Below are 18,735 nucleotides of genomic sequence, written 5' to 3' on the forward strand. Positions count from 1 at the left end.
TTCCCTGACAAATCAACGGCAGGCGTTTTTAAGGAGGTTCGCATGTCTACTACCTATCACGCTTATTCATTGCATCGGATTCTCCTGCGCCGCAGCGCAGTGGTTATCGCGGGCATTTTGGCCCTGCCGGTGATGCTGTTCCGCAGCGACCGCGGGCGTTTTTACAGCTACCTGCACCGCGTCTGGTCAAAAACCAGCGATAAGCCGGTCTGGCTGCAGCAGGCGGAATTGGCGTCCTGCGATTTCTACTGAGCCACTGTCGATTCACGAAAAACCCTCGCCCTGCGGCGGGGGTTTTTTTATGCCTATAGCCGCCTCTATCAAGCGCAAGGTCGTATTCGGCAAGCCATTCTTCTACACTTTCCTCATCGGCCAACAACACGGGAGAGCGGTATGAGCGACAAGATCCCTATCGGTATCAGCGCCTGTTTACTGGGCGAAGCGGTGCGTTTCGACGGCGGCCACAAGCGGCTGGCCTTTGCGGTGGAACAGTTGGCGCCCTATGTGCGCTTTGAGCCCGTTTGCCCGGAAATGGCGATCGGCCTGCCCACGCCGCGCCCGGCGCTGCGCCTGGTGAAGCAGGCGCAGCCGTGGCCGGCGATGCGCTACAGCAACGACGCCGGCGTGGATCTGACCGAGGAGATGCGCGGCTTCTCCGCGCAGCGCGTGGCGGCCTTGCAACATCTTTGCGGGTACATCGTCTGCGCCAAGTCACCGAGCTGCGGCCTGGAGCGGGTGCGGGTCTACAGCGAAAACGGCAAGGATTCGCGTAAAAACGGCGTCGGTCTGTTTACCGCCGAACTGCTGCGCCAGATGCCGTGGCTGCCGGTCGAAGAGGATGGACGATTGCAGGACGCGGCACTGCGGGAAAACTTCATTGAACGGGTGTATGCGCTGTACGAGCTGAACATGCTGTGGCGTCAGGGGCTGACCCGCGGCGGGCTGATCGCGTTTCACAGCCGCTATAAGCTGTCGCTGCTGGCGCATTCGCAGCCGGCGTATCGGGAGCTGGGGCGCTTCGTCGCCGATATTCACCGCTGGGACTCGCTGGAGGCCTTCGCCGTGGAATACCGCAGCCGCCTGATGGCGCTGTTGGCGCACAAGGCAACGCGCCGCAACCACACCAATGTGTTGATGCACGTGCAGGGCTATTTCCGCCGTCAGCTCAGTACGGCGCAGCGCCAGGAGCTGGCACACCTGATCGACCGCTACCGGCAGGGCATGCAGCCGCTGTTGGCACCGATTGCGCTGCTCAAGCATTACATGGCGGAATACCCCGATCGCTATCTGGCGGAACAACGCTATTTCGAACCTTATCCGGAGGCGCTGCGTTTGCGTTACGGCCATTGATTGACAAGGAGTTTTATGACCACGCATCTGGTCTGGTTGCGTAACGATCTACGTATCACCGACAACAACGCGCTGCACGCCGCCTGCAGCGATCCCGAAGCCCGGGTGCTGGCGGTGTTTATCGCCACGCCGCAGCAGTGGCGGCAACATGAGATGGCGCCGCGGCAGGCGGCGCTGATCCACGCCAGCCTGCAGGCGGTGCAGCAGGCGCTGGCGCACAAGGGCATTGCGCTGCATTGCCATGCCTGTGAGGACTTTGCCGCGTCGATTGACTGGCTGGCGGACTATTGCGAGCGGGAGCAGGTGGATGCGTTGTTTTACAATCGCCAGTACGAACTGAACGAACGGCGGCGCGATGCGCGGCTGGAGCAGCGGTTGAGTGGCCGGGTGAGGTGCTACGGTTTCGATGACAGCCTGCTGTTGCCGCCGGGCAGCGTGCTCACCGGCGGCGGAGAGATGTACAAGGTCTATACGCCGTTTCGCAACGCCTTTCTTCAGCGCCTGACCGAGTCCGACGTGAGTTGCCTGCCGGCGCCGAAGATCCGCGCCGGCGGTGCATTACCCATGCCTGAGGCGCCGGCGGCGTTTGATTATCCCACGGCAGACATCGGGGATGGCTATCCCGTTGGTGAGGAGGCCGCGTTGCAGCGGCTGCGCGCCTTTTGCCGCGAGCAGGTGCAGGATTACCTCCGGCAGCGCGATCTGCCGGCCCTCGCCGGCACCAGTAGCCTGTCGCCCTATCTGGCGATCGGCGTGCTGTCGCCGCGCCAGTGCTTCAACCGCCTGCGCGCCGAATGCCCGCAGCTGCTGGAAGATCGCGAAAGCGGTGCCTTCGCCTGGCTCAACGAGCTGATTTGGCGCGAGTTCTATCGCCATCTGCTGGTGGCCTATCCCGATCTGTGCCGCCATCGGCCGTTTATTGCCTGGACGGACAAGGTGCGCTGGTGCGATGACAAGGCGAAGCTGCAGGCTTGGCAGCGGGGCGAGACCGGCTACCCGATCGTCGATGCCGCCATGCGCCAGCTGAACGCCACCGGCTGGATGCACAACCGGCTGCGCATGATCAGCGCCAGTTTTCTGGTGAAGGATCTGCTGATCGACTGGCGCACCGGGGAGCGCTATTTCATGTCGCAACTGCTGGATGGGGATCTGGCGGCCAACAATGGTGGCTGGCAGTGGGCGGCCTCCACCGGCACCGACGCCGCGCCGTATTTCCGCATCTTCAATCCGACGACTCAGGGTGAACGTTTTGATCCACAAGGCACTTTTATCCGTAAATGGTTGCCGGAACTGGCGGATGTGCCCGACAATGACATCCATCACCCCCATCGCTGGGCGGAAAAGCAGCGATGCACGCTGAACTACCCGCTGCCGATCGTCGACCATAAGCAAGCCCGGCTGGAGACGCTGGCGGCGTTCGAGGCGGCAAAACGGGGAGAGTCTTGAGGCAACTGCAAGGAGCGATGCAATGATGAAAAAGGTGCTGGCCCTGTGCCTGAGCGGCTATTCGGCGCTGGCGATCGCCGGCTTTGACGTGGTGGCGCTCGGCGTCGACGGCGGCGTCAGCGACGGCAATCTGACCTCCTACCTGATCCGCAGCGACAATCAGCCGCGGTATGTGGCGCTGGACGCCGGTTCGCTGCTGCCGGGCATCGCCAAAGGGCTGGAGAAGGGCAGCTTCCCGCAGGTGACGCCCGAGCTGGCCGCGCCTTACACGCCACAGGGCTATGTGTTCCGGCAGTTGATCGGCAGCTACTTTATCAGCCACGGCCACCTGGACCACGTGGCGGGGCTGATCGTCGGCTCACCCGAGGACAATAAAAAAACCGTTTACGCCCAGGCGGACACCGTACTGACCCTGCGTAATCACTACTTCAACTGGAAGGCGTGGCCGAACTTCACCGACGCCGGCAACGGCTCGCGGCTGGGCACCTACCGGCTGCAAACGGTGCGGCCGCAGCAGCGGTTTACCCTCGGCCTGACCGGATTGACCGGCGTGATGTACCCGCTCAGCCACGATCGCTATCCGTCGTCGATGCTGCTGATTTCCAACGGCAGCGAGTTCTTCGCCTACTTCGGCGATACCGGGCCGGATAAGGTCGAGCAGTCGCGCGATCTCGATACCGTCTGGCGCGCGCTGGGGCCGCTTGTCGAGCAGAAGAAGCTCAAGGGCATGATTATCGAAACCTCTTACCCTAACGGGGTGGAGGATAAACATCTGTACGGCCATTTGACGCCGGCCTGGCTGCTGAAGGAGCTGAAGAACCTGACACAGTACAGCGGCGGCGATGGCTCGCTGAACGGTTTGCCGGTGGTGATCAGCCACATCAAGCCCAGCCTGAAGCAGGGCGAAGACACGCGCGCCGCCATTGCGCAACAGCTGGCGCAGGGCAACGATCTGGGCGTGAAATTTATCCTGATGGCGCAGGGCGACCGGCAGACATTTTGACTATGAAGAGAGAAGAGAATGCGTAACCTCGATCTGGAACAACTGATCAACACGGAACTGAACGCCGCGGCGTTTCAGGACTACGCCCCCAACGGATTGCAGGTAGAAGGCCGCCCGCACGTGCAGCGCATCGTGACCGGCGTCACCGCCTGTCAGGCGCTGCTGGACGCTGCGGTGGCGCATCAGGCCGACGCGATTATCGTGCACCACGGCTATTTCTGGAAAAACGAGGCGCCGGCGGTGCGCGGCATGAAGCGCAACCGCCTGAAAACGCTGCTGACCCACGACATCAACCTGTACGGCTACCACCTGCCGCTGGACGCGCATCCGGTGCTGGGCAACAATGCGCAGCTGGCGCAGGCGCTGGGCATTCGGGTGATTGGCGACGTCGAGCCGCTGGTGCCGCACGGCGAATTTGAACAGCCGCTGACCGGCGAAGCGCTGCAGCAGCGTATCGAAAGCCGGCTGGGGCGTGCGGTGCTGCACTGCGGCGATAACGCGCCTGAGCACATTCGCCGGGTGGCCTGGTGCACCGGTGGCGGCCAGGGCTTTATCGACAGCGCGGCGCGCTTCGGCGTCGATGCGTTCATCAGCGGTGAAGTGTCTGAGCAGACCATTCACAGCGCGCGCGAAATGGGCGTGCATTTCTTCGCCGCCGGCCACCACGCCACCGAGCGCGGCGGCGTGAAGGCGTTGGGCGACTGGCTGGCGCAGCACCACGGCTTTGATGTGACCTTTATCGATATCCCGAATCCCGCCTGATTTTTTTCTTCCCCGGATCCAGCCCGGCCTGTGCGCCGGCTGAATCCTTTTACCGCGCTATTTCCTTATTTTCCTTATGGTTGCGTTCTATTGACAGCCGGGGCCGCGTCACGCATAACTGGTGTGTTTTTCATCGCGATAATAATAAGGAGAATAAGGGTGCAACAAGCACGTTATTACCTGTTGGGTGAAAGAGCGGTAGTGCTTGAACTGTCGCCGCCGGTGACCTTACCGAGCCAGCAGCGCATCTGGGCGCTGGCGGAAAAGCTGAATCACCACCCCGACGTGCGGGAAGTGGTGCCGGGGATGAATAACCTGACGCTGTTGCTGCATACGCCGCAGGCCGACGCCGAAGCGATGCTCGCATTGCTGCAGCAAGGTTGGGAAAGCAAAGAGAGCCTGACGCCGGAATCGCGCCAGGTGGATATTCCGGTGGTCTACGGCGGGGAGCAAGGCCCCGATCTGGATGAAGTGGCGCGCCATACCGGCATGACGCCGCGGCAGGTGGTGGAATGCCACGCGGCGGCGGCCTACGTGGTCTATTTCCTCGGCTTTCAGCCGGGTTTCTCCTATTTGGGCGGCATGCCGGAACAACTGGCGACGCCGCGCCGCGCTGAGCCGCGTCTGGCGGTGGCGGCCGGTTCCGTCGGCATCGGCGGCGGCCAGACCGGCATCTATCCGCTGGTGACGCCCGGCGGCTGGCAGCTGATCGGCCGCACGCCGCTGGCGCTGTTCAATCCGCATGAAATGCCGCCGACGCTGCTGCGCCCGGGCGATAACGTGCGCTTCGTGCCGCAGAAGGAGGGCGTATGCTGATTATTCTGCGTGCCGGCATCTATACCACGGTGCAGGATTTGGGCCGCGAGGGATTCCGCCGCCTGGGCATCAGCACCGGCGGGGCGCTGGATCAACCGGCGTTGAAGATCGCCAACCTGCTGGTGGGCAATGCGCCTGAGGCCGCCGGGCTGGAGATCACCCTCGGCCAGTTCAGCGCCGAGTTTACCCGCCCTGGCTGGATCGCCCTGACCGGCGCCGGCTGCGACGCGCAGCTGGACGGCAAGCCGCTGTGGACCGGCTGGCGCTACCCGGTGAAAAAGGGGCAGCGGCTGGCGCTGGGCACGCCGAAACGCGGCATGCGCAGCTACCTGGCGATCTCGGGCGGCATTGCCGTGCCGGAAATGCTGGGCTCGTGCAGCACCGACATGAAAGCCGCCTTTGGCGGCCACGAAGGCCGTAATCTGAAGGACGGCGATCGGCTGCCGCTGGGTAAATCCACCGCGCTGCCGCAACACCGCTGCGGCGTGAAGCAACTGCTGTTCACCAACCGCATCCGCGCGCTGCCGGGGCCGGAGTACGCTGAATTCAGCGAAGAGGCGCAGGACACGTTCTGGCGCACCGCCTGGCAGCTCAGCCCGCAGAGCAACCGCATGGGCTACCGCCTGCACGGCGGCACGCCGCTGGCGCGCACCACCGACCGCGAGATGCTTTCGCACGGCCTGCTGCCCGGCGTGGTGCAGGTGCCGCACAACGGCCAGCCGATCGTGCTGATGGCCGATGCGCAAACCACCGGCGGTTACCCGCGTATCGCCTGCGTGATCGAGGCCGATCTCTACCACTTGGCGCAGATCCGTCTCGGCGAACCGATCCACTTCGTTCTCTGCTCACTGACGGAGGCGCAGCGCGCCAAAGCCGAGCAGGATCTCTTCCTTCGACAGATTGCCTGGGGGTTACATGATCGTTGATTTGAACGCCGATCTCGGCGAAGGCTGCGCCAACGACCAGGCGCTGTTGCAATTGGTGAGTTCGGCCAACATCGCCTGCGGCTTTCACGCCGGCGATGCGCAGACCATGCGTCAGTCGGTGCGCTGGGCATTGCAGTACGGCGTGGCGATCGGCGCTCACCCGAGTTTTCCCGATCGGGAGAACTTCGGCCGCACCCGCATGCAGCTGCCGCCGGAAACGGTCTACGCGCAGGTGGTGTATCAGCTCGGGGCGCTGGCGGCCATCGCCCGTGCCGAGGGCGGGGTGATGGTGCACGTTAAGCCGCACGGCATGCTGTACAACCAGGCGGCGGTTGAGCCGGCGCTGGCGGAAGCGATCGCCCGGGCGGTGCAGGCGGTCGATCCGGCGCTGCGGCTGGTGGGGCTGGCCGGCAGCGAGCTGATCCGCGCCGGGGAACAACTCGGTCTGACCACCCGGCAGGAGGTATTCGCCGATCGCGGCTATCAGGCCGACGGCACGCTGGTGCCGCGCGGTTTGCCGGGGGCGTTGATCGACGATGACGAACAGGCGCTGGCGCAAACCCTGGAGATGGTGCGCCATCACCGGGTGCGCAGCGTGGATGGCGTCTGGACCGCCGTTCAGGCGGAAACCGTCTGCCTGCATGGGGACGGCGAGCATGCGCTGGCGTATGCGCGCAAGCTGCGGGACAGTTTTGTTCAGCAGGGCATCCGCGTCAGCGCGGAGCAGTAAAGCAATAAAGCAAGACACAACATCACAAGCAAAAAACTATTAGAAAATATCGAGGGAAGACTATGGAACAGGCCGTGAATCTCTGGCCACTGATCGGCATCGCCGCCATCGTGGTCGGGTTTGTATTGCGTTTCAACCCGGTGCTGGTGGTGATCGCCGCCGGTATCATCACCGGTTTGGCGGCGCTGATGCCGCTGGACGCCATTCTGGAAAAGCTCGGCGAGGGCTTTCTCAACACCCGTAACCTGCCGCTGATCCTGCTGCTGCCGCTGGCGGTGATCGGCCTGCTGGAGCGCCACGGGCTGAAAGAGCGGGCGCAGGCGTGGATCGCCAAGATCAAAAGCGCCACCGCCGGCCGTTTGCTGATCGTATACCTGTTCGTGCGCGAGATTACCGCAGCGATGGGGCTGACCAGCCTGGGCGGGCATCCGCAGATGGTGCGGCCGCTGCTGGCGCCGATGGCGGAAGGGGCAACGGAAAACCGCTACGGCGAGCTGCCGGAGCGCACGCGCCACCGTCTGCGCGCCATGTCGGCCGCGACCGACAACGTCGGGCTGTTCTTCGGTGAGGATATCTTCGTGGCCTTCGGCGCGATCATCTTCATGCACAACTTTATGCTGGAGTCCGGCGGCATTCAGACCGAGCCGCTGCATATCGCGCTGTGGGGGATTCCGACCGCGATTTTCGCTTTCCTGATCCACGCGTTCCGGCTGTATCGGATGGATAAGCAGCTGAGCGCCGAGCTGGCGCAGCTGAATCAGGCGGCGCTGCAGGCGAAGGGGGAGGCACGATGAACTTCCAGCAACAATATCTCTACTGGCTGGCCGGCGCGGTGCTGCTGATTGTGGCGGTGATGTCCTTCCGCGATCGCGCCAACCCGCGCCGCATCACCACCGGGCTGTTTTGGGGGCTGTACGGCCTGGTGTTCCTGGTCGGCGACTGGACTTACCGCCTGCTGGGCGACGTACTGGGCGAAGGTAGCAACGAAAAACGCATGCTGCACATCATCGTTGGCGGGGTGGTGGTGGTGATGGCCCTGATTGCCGGCTTTGGCGGTGTGCGCCTCGGCAGCTACCACCAGCGGACGCCGCAGGAACGCGAGGCCAGCGCCAAGCGCCTGGGCAACAAGCTGTTTATCCCCGCCCTGGCGATCCCGGTGGTGACGGTGATCGGCGTGCTGCTGTTCAACAACGTGCCGGCGTTGCAAAGCGCGGTGTTCGGCAGCGGTAACCACGCGACGCTGATCACCCTGTTCTCGATGACCGTCGGCTGCCTGATTGGCCTGGCGATCGCGGTGAAAATGACCCATGAGAAGGCCCTGCAGCCGATACAGGAAGCGCGGCGCCTGCTGGATTCGATCGGCTGGGCGTTCATTTTGCCGCAGATCCTCGCCACGCTGGGGCTGCTGTTTACCGTCGCCGGCGTCGGCACCGCGATCTCGCATTTGACCCAGGAGTATCTGGCGGTCGATAACCGCTTTATCGCCGTGGCAGTCTACGCTATCGGTATGGCGGTGCTGACCATGGTGATGGGCAACGCCTTCGCCGCTTTCCCGATCGTTACCGCCGGCATCGGCATTCCGATCCTGGTGTTGCAGCACGGCGGCAACCCGGCGGTGATGGCGGCGATCGGCATGTTCTCCGGCTATTGCGGCACCCTGATGACGCCGATGGCGGCGAACTTCAACATCGTGCCGGCGGCGCTGCTGGAGCTGCCGGACAAGAATGCGGTGATCAAGGCGCAGGTGCCGACCGGCGTGCTGCTGCTGTTGGTTAACGTGTTCCTGCTGTATTTCCTGATGTTCCTGTAGGAGTAAGGATGCAAAAAGTATTGATTACCGGCTTTGAGCCGTTTGGCGGCGAGCGCCTCAACCCCTCCTGGGAAGTGGTGAAGCAACTCAATGATATGGAGCTGGTCGGTGCGCGCATCGTGGCGCGCCAGCTGCCGTGCGTGTTCGGCGCGGCGCTGGACGCGCTCAATGCGGCGATCGACGAGGTGCAGCCGGTGATGGTGCTGGCTATCGGCCAGGCCGGCGGCCGCACCGACATCACGATTGAACGGGTGGCGATCAACGTCGACGACGCGCGTATCCCTGACAATCAGGGGCAGCAACCGGTGGATGAGCCGATCGTCGCCGGCGGTCCGGCGGCCTATTTCAGCACCTTGCCGATTAAAGCGATGGTCAGTTCGATGCGCGAGGCTGGCATTCCGGCCTCCGTTTCGCAGACCGCCGGCACCTACGTGTGCAACCATGTCATGTATGGCCTGCTGCACCGTTTGAGCGGCCAGCGCGAGGTCAAGGGCGGGTTTATCCATATCCCGTACCTGCCGGAACAGGCGGCGGCGCACCCCGGTGCGCCGAGCATGGCGGCCTCGACGGTGCTGTTTGCATTGGAGCTGGCCGTTTCCATCGCTTTGCAGGTGGAGCACGATCTGAAAGTGGTGGGCGGCGCGACGCATTAATCATGTCATCCCCGGTGCATCGGGCTGCGCCGGGTCTACGCAAGGAGTGGTCTATGCCGGAAGGACCGGAGATTCGCCGGGCGGCGGACAAACTGGCGGCGGCGGTGATCGATCAGCCGCTGACCGCCGTCGATTTCGCTTTTCCCCAGCTGAAACACTATCGCCAGCGTCTGCTCGGCGAGCGCATCGTCGCCATCGAGCCGCGTGGCAAGGCGCTGCTGACCCATTTCTCCAATGGGCTGACGATGTACAGCCACAACCAGCTGTATGGCGTGTGGAAAGTGGCGGCGGCAGGGGAGACGCCGGAGACCAAGCGCGATCTGCGGGTGCGGCTGGAAACCGCCCGCAGCGCGATATTGCTTTACAGCGCTTCCGACATTACCGTCGGGCCGCGCGAGGAAATAGAGCAACACCCGTTTTTGCAACGCATCGGCCCCGACGTGTTGGACATGTCGCTGACGGTAGACGACGTGGCGGAGCGGTTGCTGACGCCGCGTTTTCGCCGCAGGCAGCTGGGGGGCATGCTGCTCGACCAGGCGTTTCTTGCCGGATTGGGCAATTATCTGCGCGCCGAAATCCTGTGGCAGGCCGAACTGGCGCCGCCGCACAAACCGCAGGATCTGACGCCAGAGGCGCTGCGCCACCTGGCGGAGGCATTGCTGGCAGTGCCGCGCCTTTCCTACCAGACGCGCGGGCAGGCGGATGACAACCGGCATCACGGCGCGCTGTTTCGCTTCAAGGTGTTTCATCGCAGCGGCGAGCCCTGCGAACGCTGCGGTGGGATGATCGTGCGTACCGAACTGTCGTCGCGGCCGTTTTATTGGTGCCCGGGCTGCCAGAAATAACCAAAAAAAACGCCGCCCGAAGGGGCGGCGCTGTGCGGTTTCAGCCAGGAAAGCGGCTTACTTGTTTTTCAGCTGGGATTTGAAATCGCGTTCGGCATAGCCGGTGTACAGCTGACGCGGACGGGCAATTTTGATGCCTTCGTCGTGCATTTCGTTCCAGTGGGCGATCCAGCCGATGGTGCGCGCGATGGCGAAGATCACGGTGAACATGGAAGAAGGAATACCCATCGCCTTCAGGATGATGCCGGAGTAGAAGTCGACGTTCGGGTACAGTTTCTTCTCGATGAAGTACGGGTCGTTCAGCGCGATGTGCTCCAGCTCCATTGCGACCTGCAGCAGGTTGTCGTCCTTCTTGTTCAGCTCTTTCAGCACTTCGTGACAGGTTTCGCGCATCACGGTAGCGCGCGGATCGTAGTTCTTGTACACGCGGTGGCCGAAGCCCATCAGGCGGAAGGAGTCGTTCTTGTCCTTGGCGCGCTTGATGAATTCCGGAATGTGCTCGACAGTCTTGATCTCTTCCAGCATTTTCAGCGCCGCTTCGTTGGCGCCGCCGTGCGCCGGTCCCCACAGGGAGGCGATACCGGCCGCGATGCAGGCGAACGGGTTGGCGCCGGAAGAGCCGGCGGTGCGCACGGTAGAGGTAGAGGCGTTCTGCTCATGGTCGGCGTGCAGGATCAGAATGCGGTCCATGGCGCGTTCCAGCACCGGGTTCACCACGTACTCTTCGCACGGGGTGGCGAACATCATGTGCAGGAAGTTGCCCGCATAGGACAGATCGTTGCGCGGGTAAACGAACGGCTGGCCCAGGGAATATTTGTAGCACATCGCGGCCACGGTCGGCATTTTAGACAGCAGGCGGAACGCGGTGATTTCACGGTGACGCTCGTTGTTGACGTCCAGCGCATCGTGGTAGAACGCCGCCAGCGCGCCGGTCACGCCGCACAGCACCGCCATCGGGTGCGAGTCGCGACGGAAACCACGGAACAGATGGGTGATCTGGTCGTGGATCATGGTGTGGCGGGTGACGGTGGTCTTGAAGGTCTCGAACTCTTCCGGCGTTGGGGTCTCGCCGTACAGCAGGATGTAGCACACTTCCAGGTAGGAAGATTCTTTCGCCAGCTGCTCGATAGGGAAGCCGCGGTGCAGCAGCACGCCTTTGTCGCCGTCGATGAAGGTAATCTTGGATTCGCAAGAAGCGGTGGAGGTAAAGCCGGGATCAAATGTGAAATAACCTTTGGAACCCAGAGCGCGGACATCGAGGACATCAGGGCCCAGTGTCGGTGTCAATACGCCCAGTTCGATCGGAGCTTCGCTGTCGTTAATGGTTAGCGTCGCTTTCTTATCAGTCATTTACTGTCTCCTTAGCGCCTTATTTTAAAAACCACTAACAACTGAAATACCTTAAATCTCTGCAGGTTGCCCGCAAAAAAATGGTGCGGACGCTAACTCTGTGAGCGACTGCGCAACTGTGCGCGGGTAGGGTACAGAGTGCTGACCAGGCGAACGAGACGGGTGACCAGTTGTTAACGATTCATAGTAATTCGTTATAGTCTGTTAATCTTACCTATGAGCTGTTCGAAGAGATGTGAACCTATCCCAATAATCTGTTTTTATTTGCTTTATTTGCTTTTTGACGCCGGCAAAATCGAGCGGGAAACAACGGCTATTGGGATAGGTTCGTCAAATACACTGTTGCATAACTCGAACCCGGGGGGAAGTGTATCTGCTGACCCATAGCGCATCATAGGACCGTTTGTGCCCCTATATGTAATGGAAATGTTGATCTCTTGTCAAATCAGATAATTAATTTTGCACTAATTGTGAAATCCGTGATCTGAATCACTGTTCGGGGGAAATGTTATCAAAGCGGTTGTATGAGAATTGTAATCAGAATGTGATCCTCCTATACTGCCGCCAGGTCTCCGGATTACCCTGAAGTAGGAGCACCCAGCGTTATAAATGCGCGCCGTTTGAGCACAGAGGATGTTGATGTTTGAGCGCGTGACGTGTAAGGGTTTTAGGCTCTTAACGCTGTCTGATCCCCGCCCAGGCCCGGAGGAAGGAAAATAATAAGAGCTGTGTGGGCAAATACGTGAAAAAACAACGACCTGTCAACTTGGATCTGCAAACGATCCGGTTCCCCGTAACTGCGATAGCGTCTATCTTACACCGAGTCTCTGGCGTAATTACCTTCGTTGCCGTGGGTATCCTCCTCTGGCTGCTGGGCCTGTCACTCTCTTCCCAAGAGGGGTTCCTGCAGGCGGCCGCCATCATGAATAGCTTCATCGTCAAATTCATATTCTGGGGCATCCTCACGGCGCTGGCCTATCACATTTGCGGTGGCATCCGTCACTTGTTAATGGATTTTGGCTACATCGAAGAGAGTTTGGCCGCCGGTACCCGTTCCGCCCAGGTGGCGATCGGTCTGACCGTCGTGCTGTCAGTTCTGGCTGGAGTCCTCGTATGGTAAACAACGTTTCTGCATTAGGGCGCAACGGCGTGCACGATTGGCTGCTGCTGCGCGCTTCCGCTATCATCATCACCCTGTACGTCCTGTATATCCTGGGCTTCTTCGTCACGGCTCCGGAACTGACTTATGACATCTGGCGCGGTTTCTTCGCCACTTCCATTACGAAAGTGTTCACTCTGCTGACCTTGCTGTCGATTCTGGTGCACGCCTGGATCGGGCTGTGGCAGGTGCTGACGGACTACGTCAAGCCGCTGGCGGTTCGCCTGGTGTTGCAGCTGGCTGTCGTGGTCGCGTTGCTGGTCTATTTACTGTACGGAACAATCGTAGTGTGGGGTGCTTAAATGAAACTGCCAGTCAGAGAGTTTGATGCCGTCGTAATCGGCGCCGGCGGTGCGGGCATGCGTGCCGCGCTGCAAATTTCCCAAGCGGGCTCGACCTGTGCCCTGCTGTCCAAAGTTTTCCCGACCCGTTCCCATACCGTGTCCGCACAGGGCGGCATCACCGTCGCGCTGGGCAACAGCCACGAGGACAACTGGGAATGGCATATGTACGACACGGTGAAAGGTTCCGACTATATCGGTGACCAGGACGCCATCGAATATATGTGTAAAACCGGCCCGGAAGCGATTCTGGAACTGGAACACATGGGCCTGCCGTTCTCTCGTCTGGACGACGGCCGCATCTACCAGCGCCCATTCGGCGGCCAGTCGCTGAACTTCGGCGGCGAGCAGGCGGCGCGTACCGCAGCCGCAGCCGACCGTACCGGCCACGCGCTGCTGCACACCCTGTACCAACAGAACCTGAAAAACCACACCACCATCTTCTCCGAGTGGTATGCGCTTGATCTGGTGAAAAACCAGGATGGCGCGGTGGTCGGCACCACGGCTATCTGCATCGAAACCGGTGAAGTGGTTTACTTCAAAGCCAAGGCCACCGTGCTGGCGACCGGCGGCGCAGGCCGTATTTATCAGTCCACCACCAACGCCCACATCAACACCGGCGACGGTGTCGGCATGGCGCTGCGCGCCGGCGTGCCGGTGCAGGACATGGAAATGTGGCAGTTCCACCCGACCGGCATCGCCGGCGCGGGCGTGCTGGTGACCGAAGGCTGCCGCGGCGAAGGCGGTTACCTGCTGAACAAACACGGCGAGCGCTTCATGGAGCGTTATGCGCCGAACGCCAAAGATCTGGCGGGCCGCGACGTGGTTGCCCGTTCGATCATGATCGAAATCCGCGAAGGCCGCGGCTGCGACGGTCCTTGGGGCCCGCACGCCAAACTGAAGCTGGATCACCTGGGTAAAGACGTGCTGGAATCCCGTCTGCCGGGCATTCTGGAACTGTCCCGCACCTTTGCGCACGTCGATCCGGTGAAAGAGCCGATCCCGGTTATCCCAACCTGCCACTATATGATGGGCGGCATTCCGACCAAAGTGACCGGCCAGGCATTGACCGTGAACGAGAAAGGCGAAGACGTGGTGATCCCGGGGCTGTTCGCCGTGGGCGAAATCGCCTGCGTATCGGTGCACGGCGCCAACCGTTTGGGCGGCAACTCGCTGCTCGACCTGGTGGTGTTCGGTCGTTCCGCCGGCATGCACCTGCAGGAATCGCTGGAAGAGCAGGGCGTGAGCCGTGACGCCAGCGACTCCGACGTGGAAGCCTCGCTGGATCGTCTGAACCGTTGGAACAACACCCGTTCCGGCGAAGACCCGGTCGAAATTCGCAAAGCGCTGCAGTCTTGCATGCAGCACAACTTCTCGGTATTCCGCGAAGGCGATGCGATGGCCAAGGGCCTGGAAGAACTGAAAGTGATCCGTGAACGTCTGAAGAACGCACGCCTGGACGATACCTCCAGCGAGTTCAACACCCAGCGCATCGAGTGCCTGGAGTTGGATAACCTGATGGAGACCGCGTATTCCACAGCCGTGTCGGCCAACTTCCGTACCGAGAGCCGTGGCGCACACAGCCGCTTCGACTACCCGGAACGCGATGACGCCAACTGGCTGTGCCATTCGCTGTATCTACCGCAATCGGAAAGCATGACGCGTCGTGAAGTGAACATGCAACCGAAGCTGCGCCCGGCATTCCCGCCGAAAGTGCGTTCTTACTAATTGCGGAGATCGACAGATGAAACTCGAATTTTCCATTTATCGCTACAACCCGGATGTCGATGACGCGCCGCACATGCAGGACTACACCCTGGAAGCGGAAGAAGGTCGCGACATGATGCTGCTGGATGCGTTGATCCAGCTGAAAGAAAAAGACCCGACCCTGTCGTTCCGTCGCTCATGCCGCGAAGGCGTGTGCGGTTCCGATGGCCTGAACATGAACGGTAAAAACGGCCTGGCGTGCATCACCCCGATTTCGTCGCTGCGCAAAGGCAACGGCAAGATCGTGATCCGTCCGCTGCCGGGCCTGCCGGTGGTGCGCGATCTGGTGGTGGATATGGGCCAGTTCTACACCCAGTATGAAAAGATCAAGCCATACCTGCTGAACGACGGCAAGAACCCGCCGGCGCGCGAGCACCTGCAGTCGCCGGAGCAGCGCGCCAAGCTGGACGGTCTGTACGAGTGCATTCTGTGCGCCTGCTGCTCGACCTCTTGCCCATCGTTCTGGTGGAACCCGGACAAGTTCATCGGGCCTGCCGGTCTGTTGGCGGCGTATCGCTTCCTGATCGACAGCCGTGACACGGAAACGCAAGAACGTTTAGATGATCTGGACGACGCTTTTAGTGTTTTCCGCTGCCATAGCATTATGAATTGTGTCAGTGTATGTCCTAAAGGCTTGAACCCGACGCGTGCTATCGGGCATATCAAGTCCATGCTGCTGCAACGCGGCGCATAAACGGAATGAGATGCTGCGCCGGGCTCTTTTCCGGCGCACATCCCATAGGGGAGGGAACCTCTAAAAACTGACCCGCGGCTGCGGCGCTATGCAGCCTGGTTCTTCCGCCGGTTTTTAGAGGTTCCTTGTAAGGGACCGCAAGGTCCATAACAGAACGTATCGGGCCGTCATGGCCGCAAGTACGTCGAGTGAACCGTTTTACGGCAAACCGTATTCATCACGGTAATTATGTTAACCACGGCGAAAACTAAAGCTTCAAAGCTTAAGGGATCATGATGCAGAACGGCGCAATGAAGGCCTGGCTGGATTCCTCCTATCTGGCGGGCGCGAACCAGTCTTACATAGAGCAGCTCTATGAAGACTTCTTAACCGATCCGGGTTCCGTTGAAGATAGCTGGCGTTCCATTTTTCAACAGCTACCAACCGCGGGTGTCAAACCCGATCAGCTTCACTCTCAAACGCGCGATTACTTCCGCCGCCTGGCGAAAGACTCCGCGCGCTATAACACCACCATCACCGATCCGGAAACCGACGCCAAACAGGTCAAGGTACTGCAGCTGATCAACGCCTTCCGCTTCCGCGGGCATCAGCATGCCAACCTCGATCCGCTCGGCCTGTGGCAGCGCGAGCAAGTTCCTGACCTTGATCCCGCTTACCACAACCTGACCGAAGCCGATTTCCAGGAAACCTTCAACGTGGGCTCTTTCGCCATCGGCAAAGAAACCATGAAACTGGGCGATCTGTACGCCGCGCTGAAGCAGACCTATTGCGGGTCGATCGGCGCTGAGTACATGCACATCACCAACACCGAAGAGAAACGCTGGATCCAACAGCGCATCGAGTCGGTGGTGGGGCGCGCCAGCTTTACCGCCGACGAAAAACGCCGTTTCCTGAACGAGCTGACCGCGGCGGAAGGCCTGGAACGTTACCTGGGCGCCAAATTCCCGGGCGCTAAACGCTTCTCGCTGGAAGGCGGCGACGCGCTGGTGCCGATGCTGAAAGAGATGGTGCGCCACGCCGGTAAGAACGGCACGCGCGAAGTGGTATTGGGCATGGCTCACCGCGGCCGTCTGAACGTGCTGATCAACGTGCTGGGCAAAAAGCCGGCCGACCTGTTCGACGAATTCGCCGGCAAGCATAAAGAACACCTCGGTACCGGTGACGTGAAATATCACCAGGGCTTCTCTTCCGACGTGGAAACCGAAGGCGGCATGGTTCACCTGGCGCTGGCGTTCAACCCGTCGCACCTGGAGATCGTCAGCCCGGTGGTCATGGGCTCGGTACGTGCCCGTCGCGATCGTCTGGATGAAGCGCGCAGCAACATGGTGCTGCCGATCACCATCCACGGCGACGCCGCCATCACCGGCCAGGGCGTGGTTCAGGAAACCCTGAACATGTCTCAGGCTCGCGGCTACGAAGTGGGCGGCACCGTGCGTATCGTCATCAACAACCAGGTTGGTTTCACCACCTCCAACCCGCTGGATGCGCGCTCTACCGAATACTGCACCGACATCGCCAAAATGGTTCAGTCGCCGATCTTCCACGTTAACGCGGACGATCCGGAGGCCGTGGCCTTTGTCACCCGCCTGGCGTTGGATTTCCGTAACACCTTTAAGCGTGACGTGATGATCGATCTGGTCTGCTACCGTCGCCATGGGCACAACGAGGCCGACGAGCCGAGCGCTACCCAGCCGGTGATGTATCAGAAGATCAAGAAACACCCTACGCCGCGCAAAATCTACGCTGACGTTCTGACCGAGCAGAAAGTGGCCAGCCTGGAAGATGCCACGGAAATGGTCAACCTGTACCGCGACGCGCTCGACCGCGGCGATTGCGTGGTTGAAGAGTGGCGTCCGATGAACCTGCACTCTTTCACCTGGTCTCCGTACCTGAACCACGAGTGGGACGAAGAGTACCCGAGCAAGGTTGAGATGAAGCGCCTGCAGGAGCTGGGCCGCCGCATCAGCACCGTGCCGGAAGCGATCGAAATGCAGTCGCGTGTGGCGAAAATCTACGCGGACCGCGCCGAGATGGCGGCGGGCAACAAGCCGTTCGACTGGGGCGCCGCCGAAACGCTGGCCTACGCGACCATGGCGGATGAAGGCATTCCAATCCGCATCTCCGGCGAAGACGCCGGCCGCGGTACCTTCTTCCACCGCCACGCGGTGGTGCACAACCAGAAAAACGGTTCCGTCTACGTTCCGCTGGCGAACATCCACAGCGGCCAGGGCGAATTCAAGGTCTGGGACTCCGTGCTGTCCGAAGAAGCGGTGCTGGCGTTCGAATACGGCTACGCGACGGCGGAACCGCGCACGCTGACCATCTGGGAAGCGCAGTTCGGCGACTTCGCTAACGGCGCGCAGGTCGTTATCGACCAGTTCATCAGCTCCGGCGAGCAAAAATGGGGCCGTATGTGCGGCCTGGTGATGCTGCTGCCGCACGGCTATGAAGGCCAGGGCCCAGAGCACTCTTCCGCGCGTCTGGAACGCTATCTGCAGCTGTGCGCAGAGCAGAACATGCAGGTGTGCGTCCCGTCCACGCCGGCGCAGGTTTACCATATGCTGCGTCGTCAGGCGCTGCGCGGTATGCGCCGTCCGCTGGTGGTGATGTCGCCGAAGTCGCTGCTGCGTCACCCGCTGGCGATTTCTTCGCTGGACGAACTGGCCAACGGCACCTTCCTGCCGGCGATCGGCGAGATCGACGACTTGGATCCGAAAGCGGTCAAGCGCGTCGTGCTGTGCTCCGGTAAGGTCTACTACGACCTGCTGGAACAGCGTCGCAAGAACGAGCAAAAAGACGTGGCCATCGTGCGTATCGAGCAGCTGTATCCGTTCCCGCATCAGGCCGTGCAGGCCGTGCTGGAACAATACTCGCACGTGCATGATTTCGTCTGGTGTCAGGAAGAGCCGCTGAACCAGGGCGCCTGGTACTGCAGCCAACACAACTTCCGTGAAGTGGTACCGTTCGGGGCTTCTTTACGTTACGCAGGACGTCCGGCCTCCGCTTCTCCGGCGGTGGGCTATATGTCCGTACACCAGAAGCAGCAGCAGGCTCTGGTGAACGACGCGCTGAATATTGACTAA

Annotated in this window: 18 protein-coding genes; 17 read left to right on the forward strand and 1 reads right to left on the reverse strand. The window is 61.2% G+C overall.

Annotated features, from left to right (window positions below; all coding sequences use genetic code 11):
- Positions 1–42 precede the first annotated feature (42 nt).
- The 12 genes from AWX27_RS15880 (at position 43) to nei (ending at position 10,341) form a co-directional block, all read left to right on the forward strand.
- Positions 43–252: a YbfA family protein gene (locus AWX27_RS15880; protein ID WP_004939916.1), complete on the forward strand. Its 210-nt coding sequence runs from the start codon at positions 43–45 to the stop codon at positions 250–252.
- Between the two features lie 141 nt (positions 253–393).
- Positions 394–1,350, forward strand: a complete 957-nt coding sequence (locus AWX27_RS15885) for a YbgA family protein (protein WP_038877513.1) — start codon at positions 394–396, stop codon at positions 1,348–1,350.
- Positions 1,351–1,365: 15 nt separating this feature from the next.
- A complete protein-coding gene (gene phrB / locus AWX27_RS15890; protein WP_060423622.1) occupies positions 1,366–2,796 on the forward strand; it encodes a deoxyribodipyrimidine photo-lyase in 1,431 nt (476 codons plus the stop codon).
- Between the two features lie 22 nt (positions 2,797–2,818).
- Positions 2,819–3,799, forward strand: a complete 981-nt coding sequence (locus AWX27_RS15895) for an MBL fold metallo-hydrolase (RefSeq protein WP_048232933.1) — start codon at positions 2,819–2,821, stop codon at positions 3,797–3,799.
- A gap of 18 nt (positions 3,800–3,817) precedes the next feature.
- Entirely contained in the window at positions 3,818–4,561 is a 744-nt protein-coding gene (locus AWX27_RS15900; protein ID WP_025301873.1) for a type 2 GTP cyclohydrolase I, read from the forward strand.
- A 159-nt stretch (positions 4,562–4,720) separates the two neighbouring features.
- On the forward strand, positions 4,721–5,377 hold the full coding sequence (gene pxpB, locus AWX27_RS15905) for a 5-oxoprolinase subunit PxpB (RefSeq protein WP_004939909.1): 657 nt from the start codon (positions 4,721–4,723) through the stop codon (positions 5,375–5,377).
- The gene (gene pxpC, locus AWX27_RS15910; RefSeq protein WP_060423625.1) at positions 5,371–6,303 is read left to right on the forward strand and encodes a 5-oxoprolinase subunit PxpC; all 933 of its coding nucleotides are present in this window, start codon (positions 5,371–5,373) and stop codon (positions 6,301–6,303) included. The genes pxpB and pxpC overlap by 7 nt, the downstream gene beginning before the upstream one ends.
- Positions 6,293–7,033: a 5-oxoprolinase subunit PxpA gene (gene pxpA / locus AWX27_RS15915; protein ID WP_060423628.1), complete on the forward strand. Its 741-nt coding sequence runs from the start codon at positions 6,293–6,295 to the stop codon at positions 7,031–7,033. Before pxpC ends, pxpA begins: the two co-directional genes overlap by 11 nt.
- Before the next feature lie 62 nt (positions 7,034–7,095).
- Entirely contained in the window at positions 7,096–7,827 is a 732-nt protein-coding gene (locus AWX27_RS15920) for a DUF969 domain-containing protein (RefSeq protein WP_060423630.1), read from the forward strand.
- Positions 7,824–8,843 carry a DUF979 domain-containing protein gene (locus AWX27_RS15925; protein WP_016928733.1) on the forward strand — a complete coding sequence of 340 codons (1,020 nt, stop codon included), beginning with the start codon at positions 7,824–7,826 and terminating at the stop codon, positions 8,841–8,843. The genes AWX27_RS15920 and AWX27_RS15925 overlap by 4 nt, the downstream gene beginning before the upstream one ends.
- An 8-nt stretch (positions 8,844–8,851) precedes the next feature.
- On the forward strand, positions 8,852–9,496 hold the full coding sequence (gene pcp, locus AWX27_RS15930) for a pyroglutamyl-peptidase I (RefSeq protein WP_060423632.1): 645 nt from the start codon (positions 8,852–8,854) through the stop codon (positions 9,494–9,496).
- A 53-nt stretch (positions 9,497–9,549) separates the two neighbouring features.
- Positions 9,550–10,341 carry an endonuclease VIII gene (nei, locus tag AWX27_RS15935; protein WP_060423635.1) on the forward strand — a complete coding sequence of 264 codons (792 nt, stop codon included), beginning with the start codon at positions 9,550–9,552 and terminating at the stop codon, positions 10,339–10,341.
- 57 nt (positions 10,342–10,398) lie between these two features.
- Here nei and AWX27_RS15940 read toward each other — a convergent pair whose 3' ends face one another.
- Positions 10,399–11,691, reverse strand: a complete 1,293-nt coding sequence (locus AWX27_RS15940; RefSeq protein ID WP_016928730.1) for a citrate synthase — start codon at positions 11,689–11,691, stop codon at positions 10,399–10,401.
- A 730-nt stretch (positions 11,692–12,421) separates the two neighbouring features.
- Between AWX27_RS15940 and sdhC the strand changes: the two genes are divergently transcribed.
- The 5 genes from sdhC to sucA all read left to right on the forward strand — a co-directional run bounded on the left by sdhC (position 12,422) and on the right by sucA (position 18,735).
- On the forward strand, positions 12,422–12,811 hold the full coding sequence (gene sdhC, locus AWX27_RS15945; RefSeq protein WP_004939893.1) for a succinate dehydrogenase cytochrome b556 subunit: 390 nt from the start codon (positions 12,422–12,424) through the stop codon (positions 12,809–12,811).
- A complete protein-coding gene (gene sdhD / locus AWX27_RS15950) occupies positions 12,805–13,152 on the forward strand; it encodes a succinate dehydrogenase membrane anchor subunit (protein WP_004939891.1) in 348 nt (115 codons plus the stop codon). Before sdhC ends, sdhD begins: the two co-directional genes overlap by 7 nt.
- Complete coding sequence (gene sdhA / locus AWX27_RS15955; protein WP_060423638.1) at positions 13,153–14,919, forward strand: succinate dehydrogenase flavoprotein subunit; 1,767 nt, start codon at positions 13,153–13,155, stop codon at positions 14,917–14,919.
- A 16-nt stretch (positions 14,920–14,935) separates the two neighbouring features.
- The gene (locus AWX27_RS15960; RefSeq protein WP_004939885.1) at positions 14,936–15,652 is read left to right on the forward strand and encodes a succinate dehydrogenase iron-sulfur subunit; all 717 of its coding nucleotides are present in this window, start codon (positions 14,936–14,938) and stop codon (positions 15,650–15,652) included.
- A gap of 275 nt (positions 15,653–15,927) precedes the next feature.
- Positions 15,928–18,735 (forward strand): 2-oxoglutarate dehydrogenase E1 component, encoded by a 2,808-nt coding sequence (sucA, locus tag AWX27_RS15965; protein ID WP_004939884.1) that lies wholly within the window; start codon positions 15,928–15,930, stop codon positions 18,733–18,735.

Origin of the sequence: Serratia sp. 2880STDY5682894 (assembly GCF_001537385.1) — a bacterium.
GTDB lineage: Bacteria > Pseudomonadota > Gammaproteobacteria > Enterobacterales > Enterobacteriaceae > Serratia > Serratia nevei.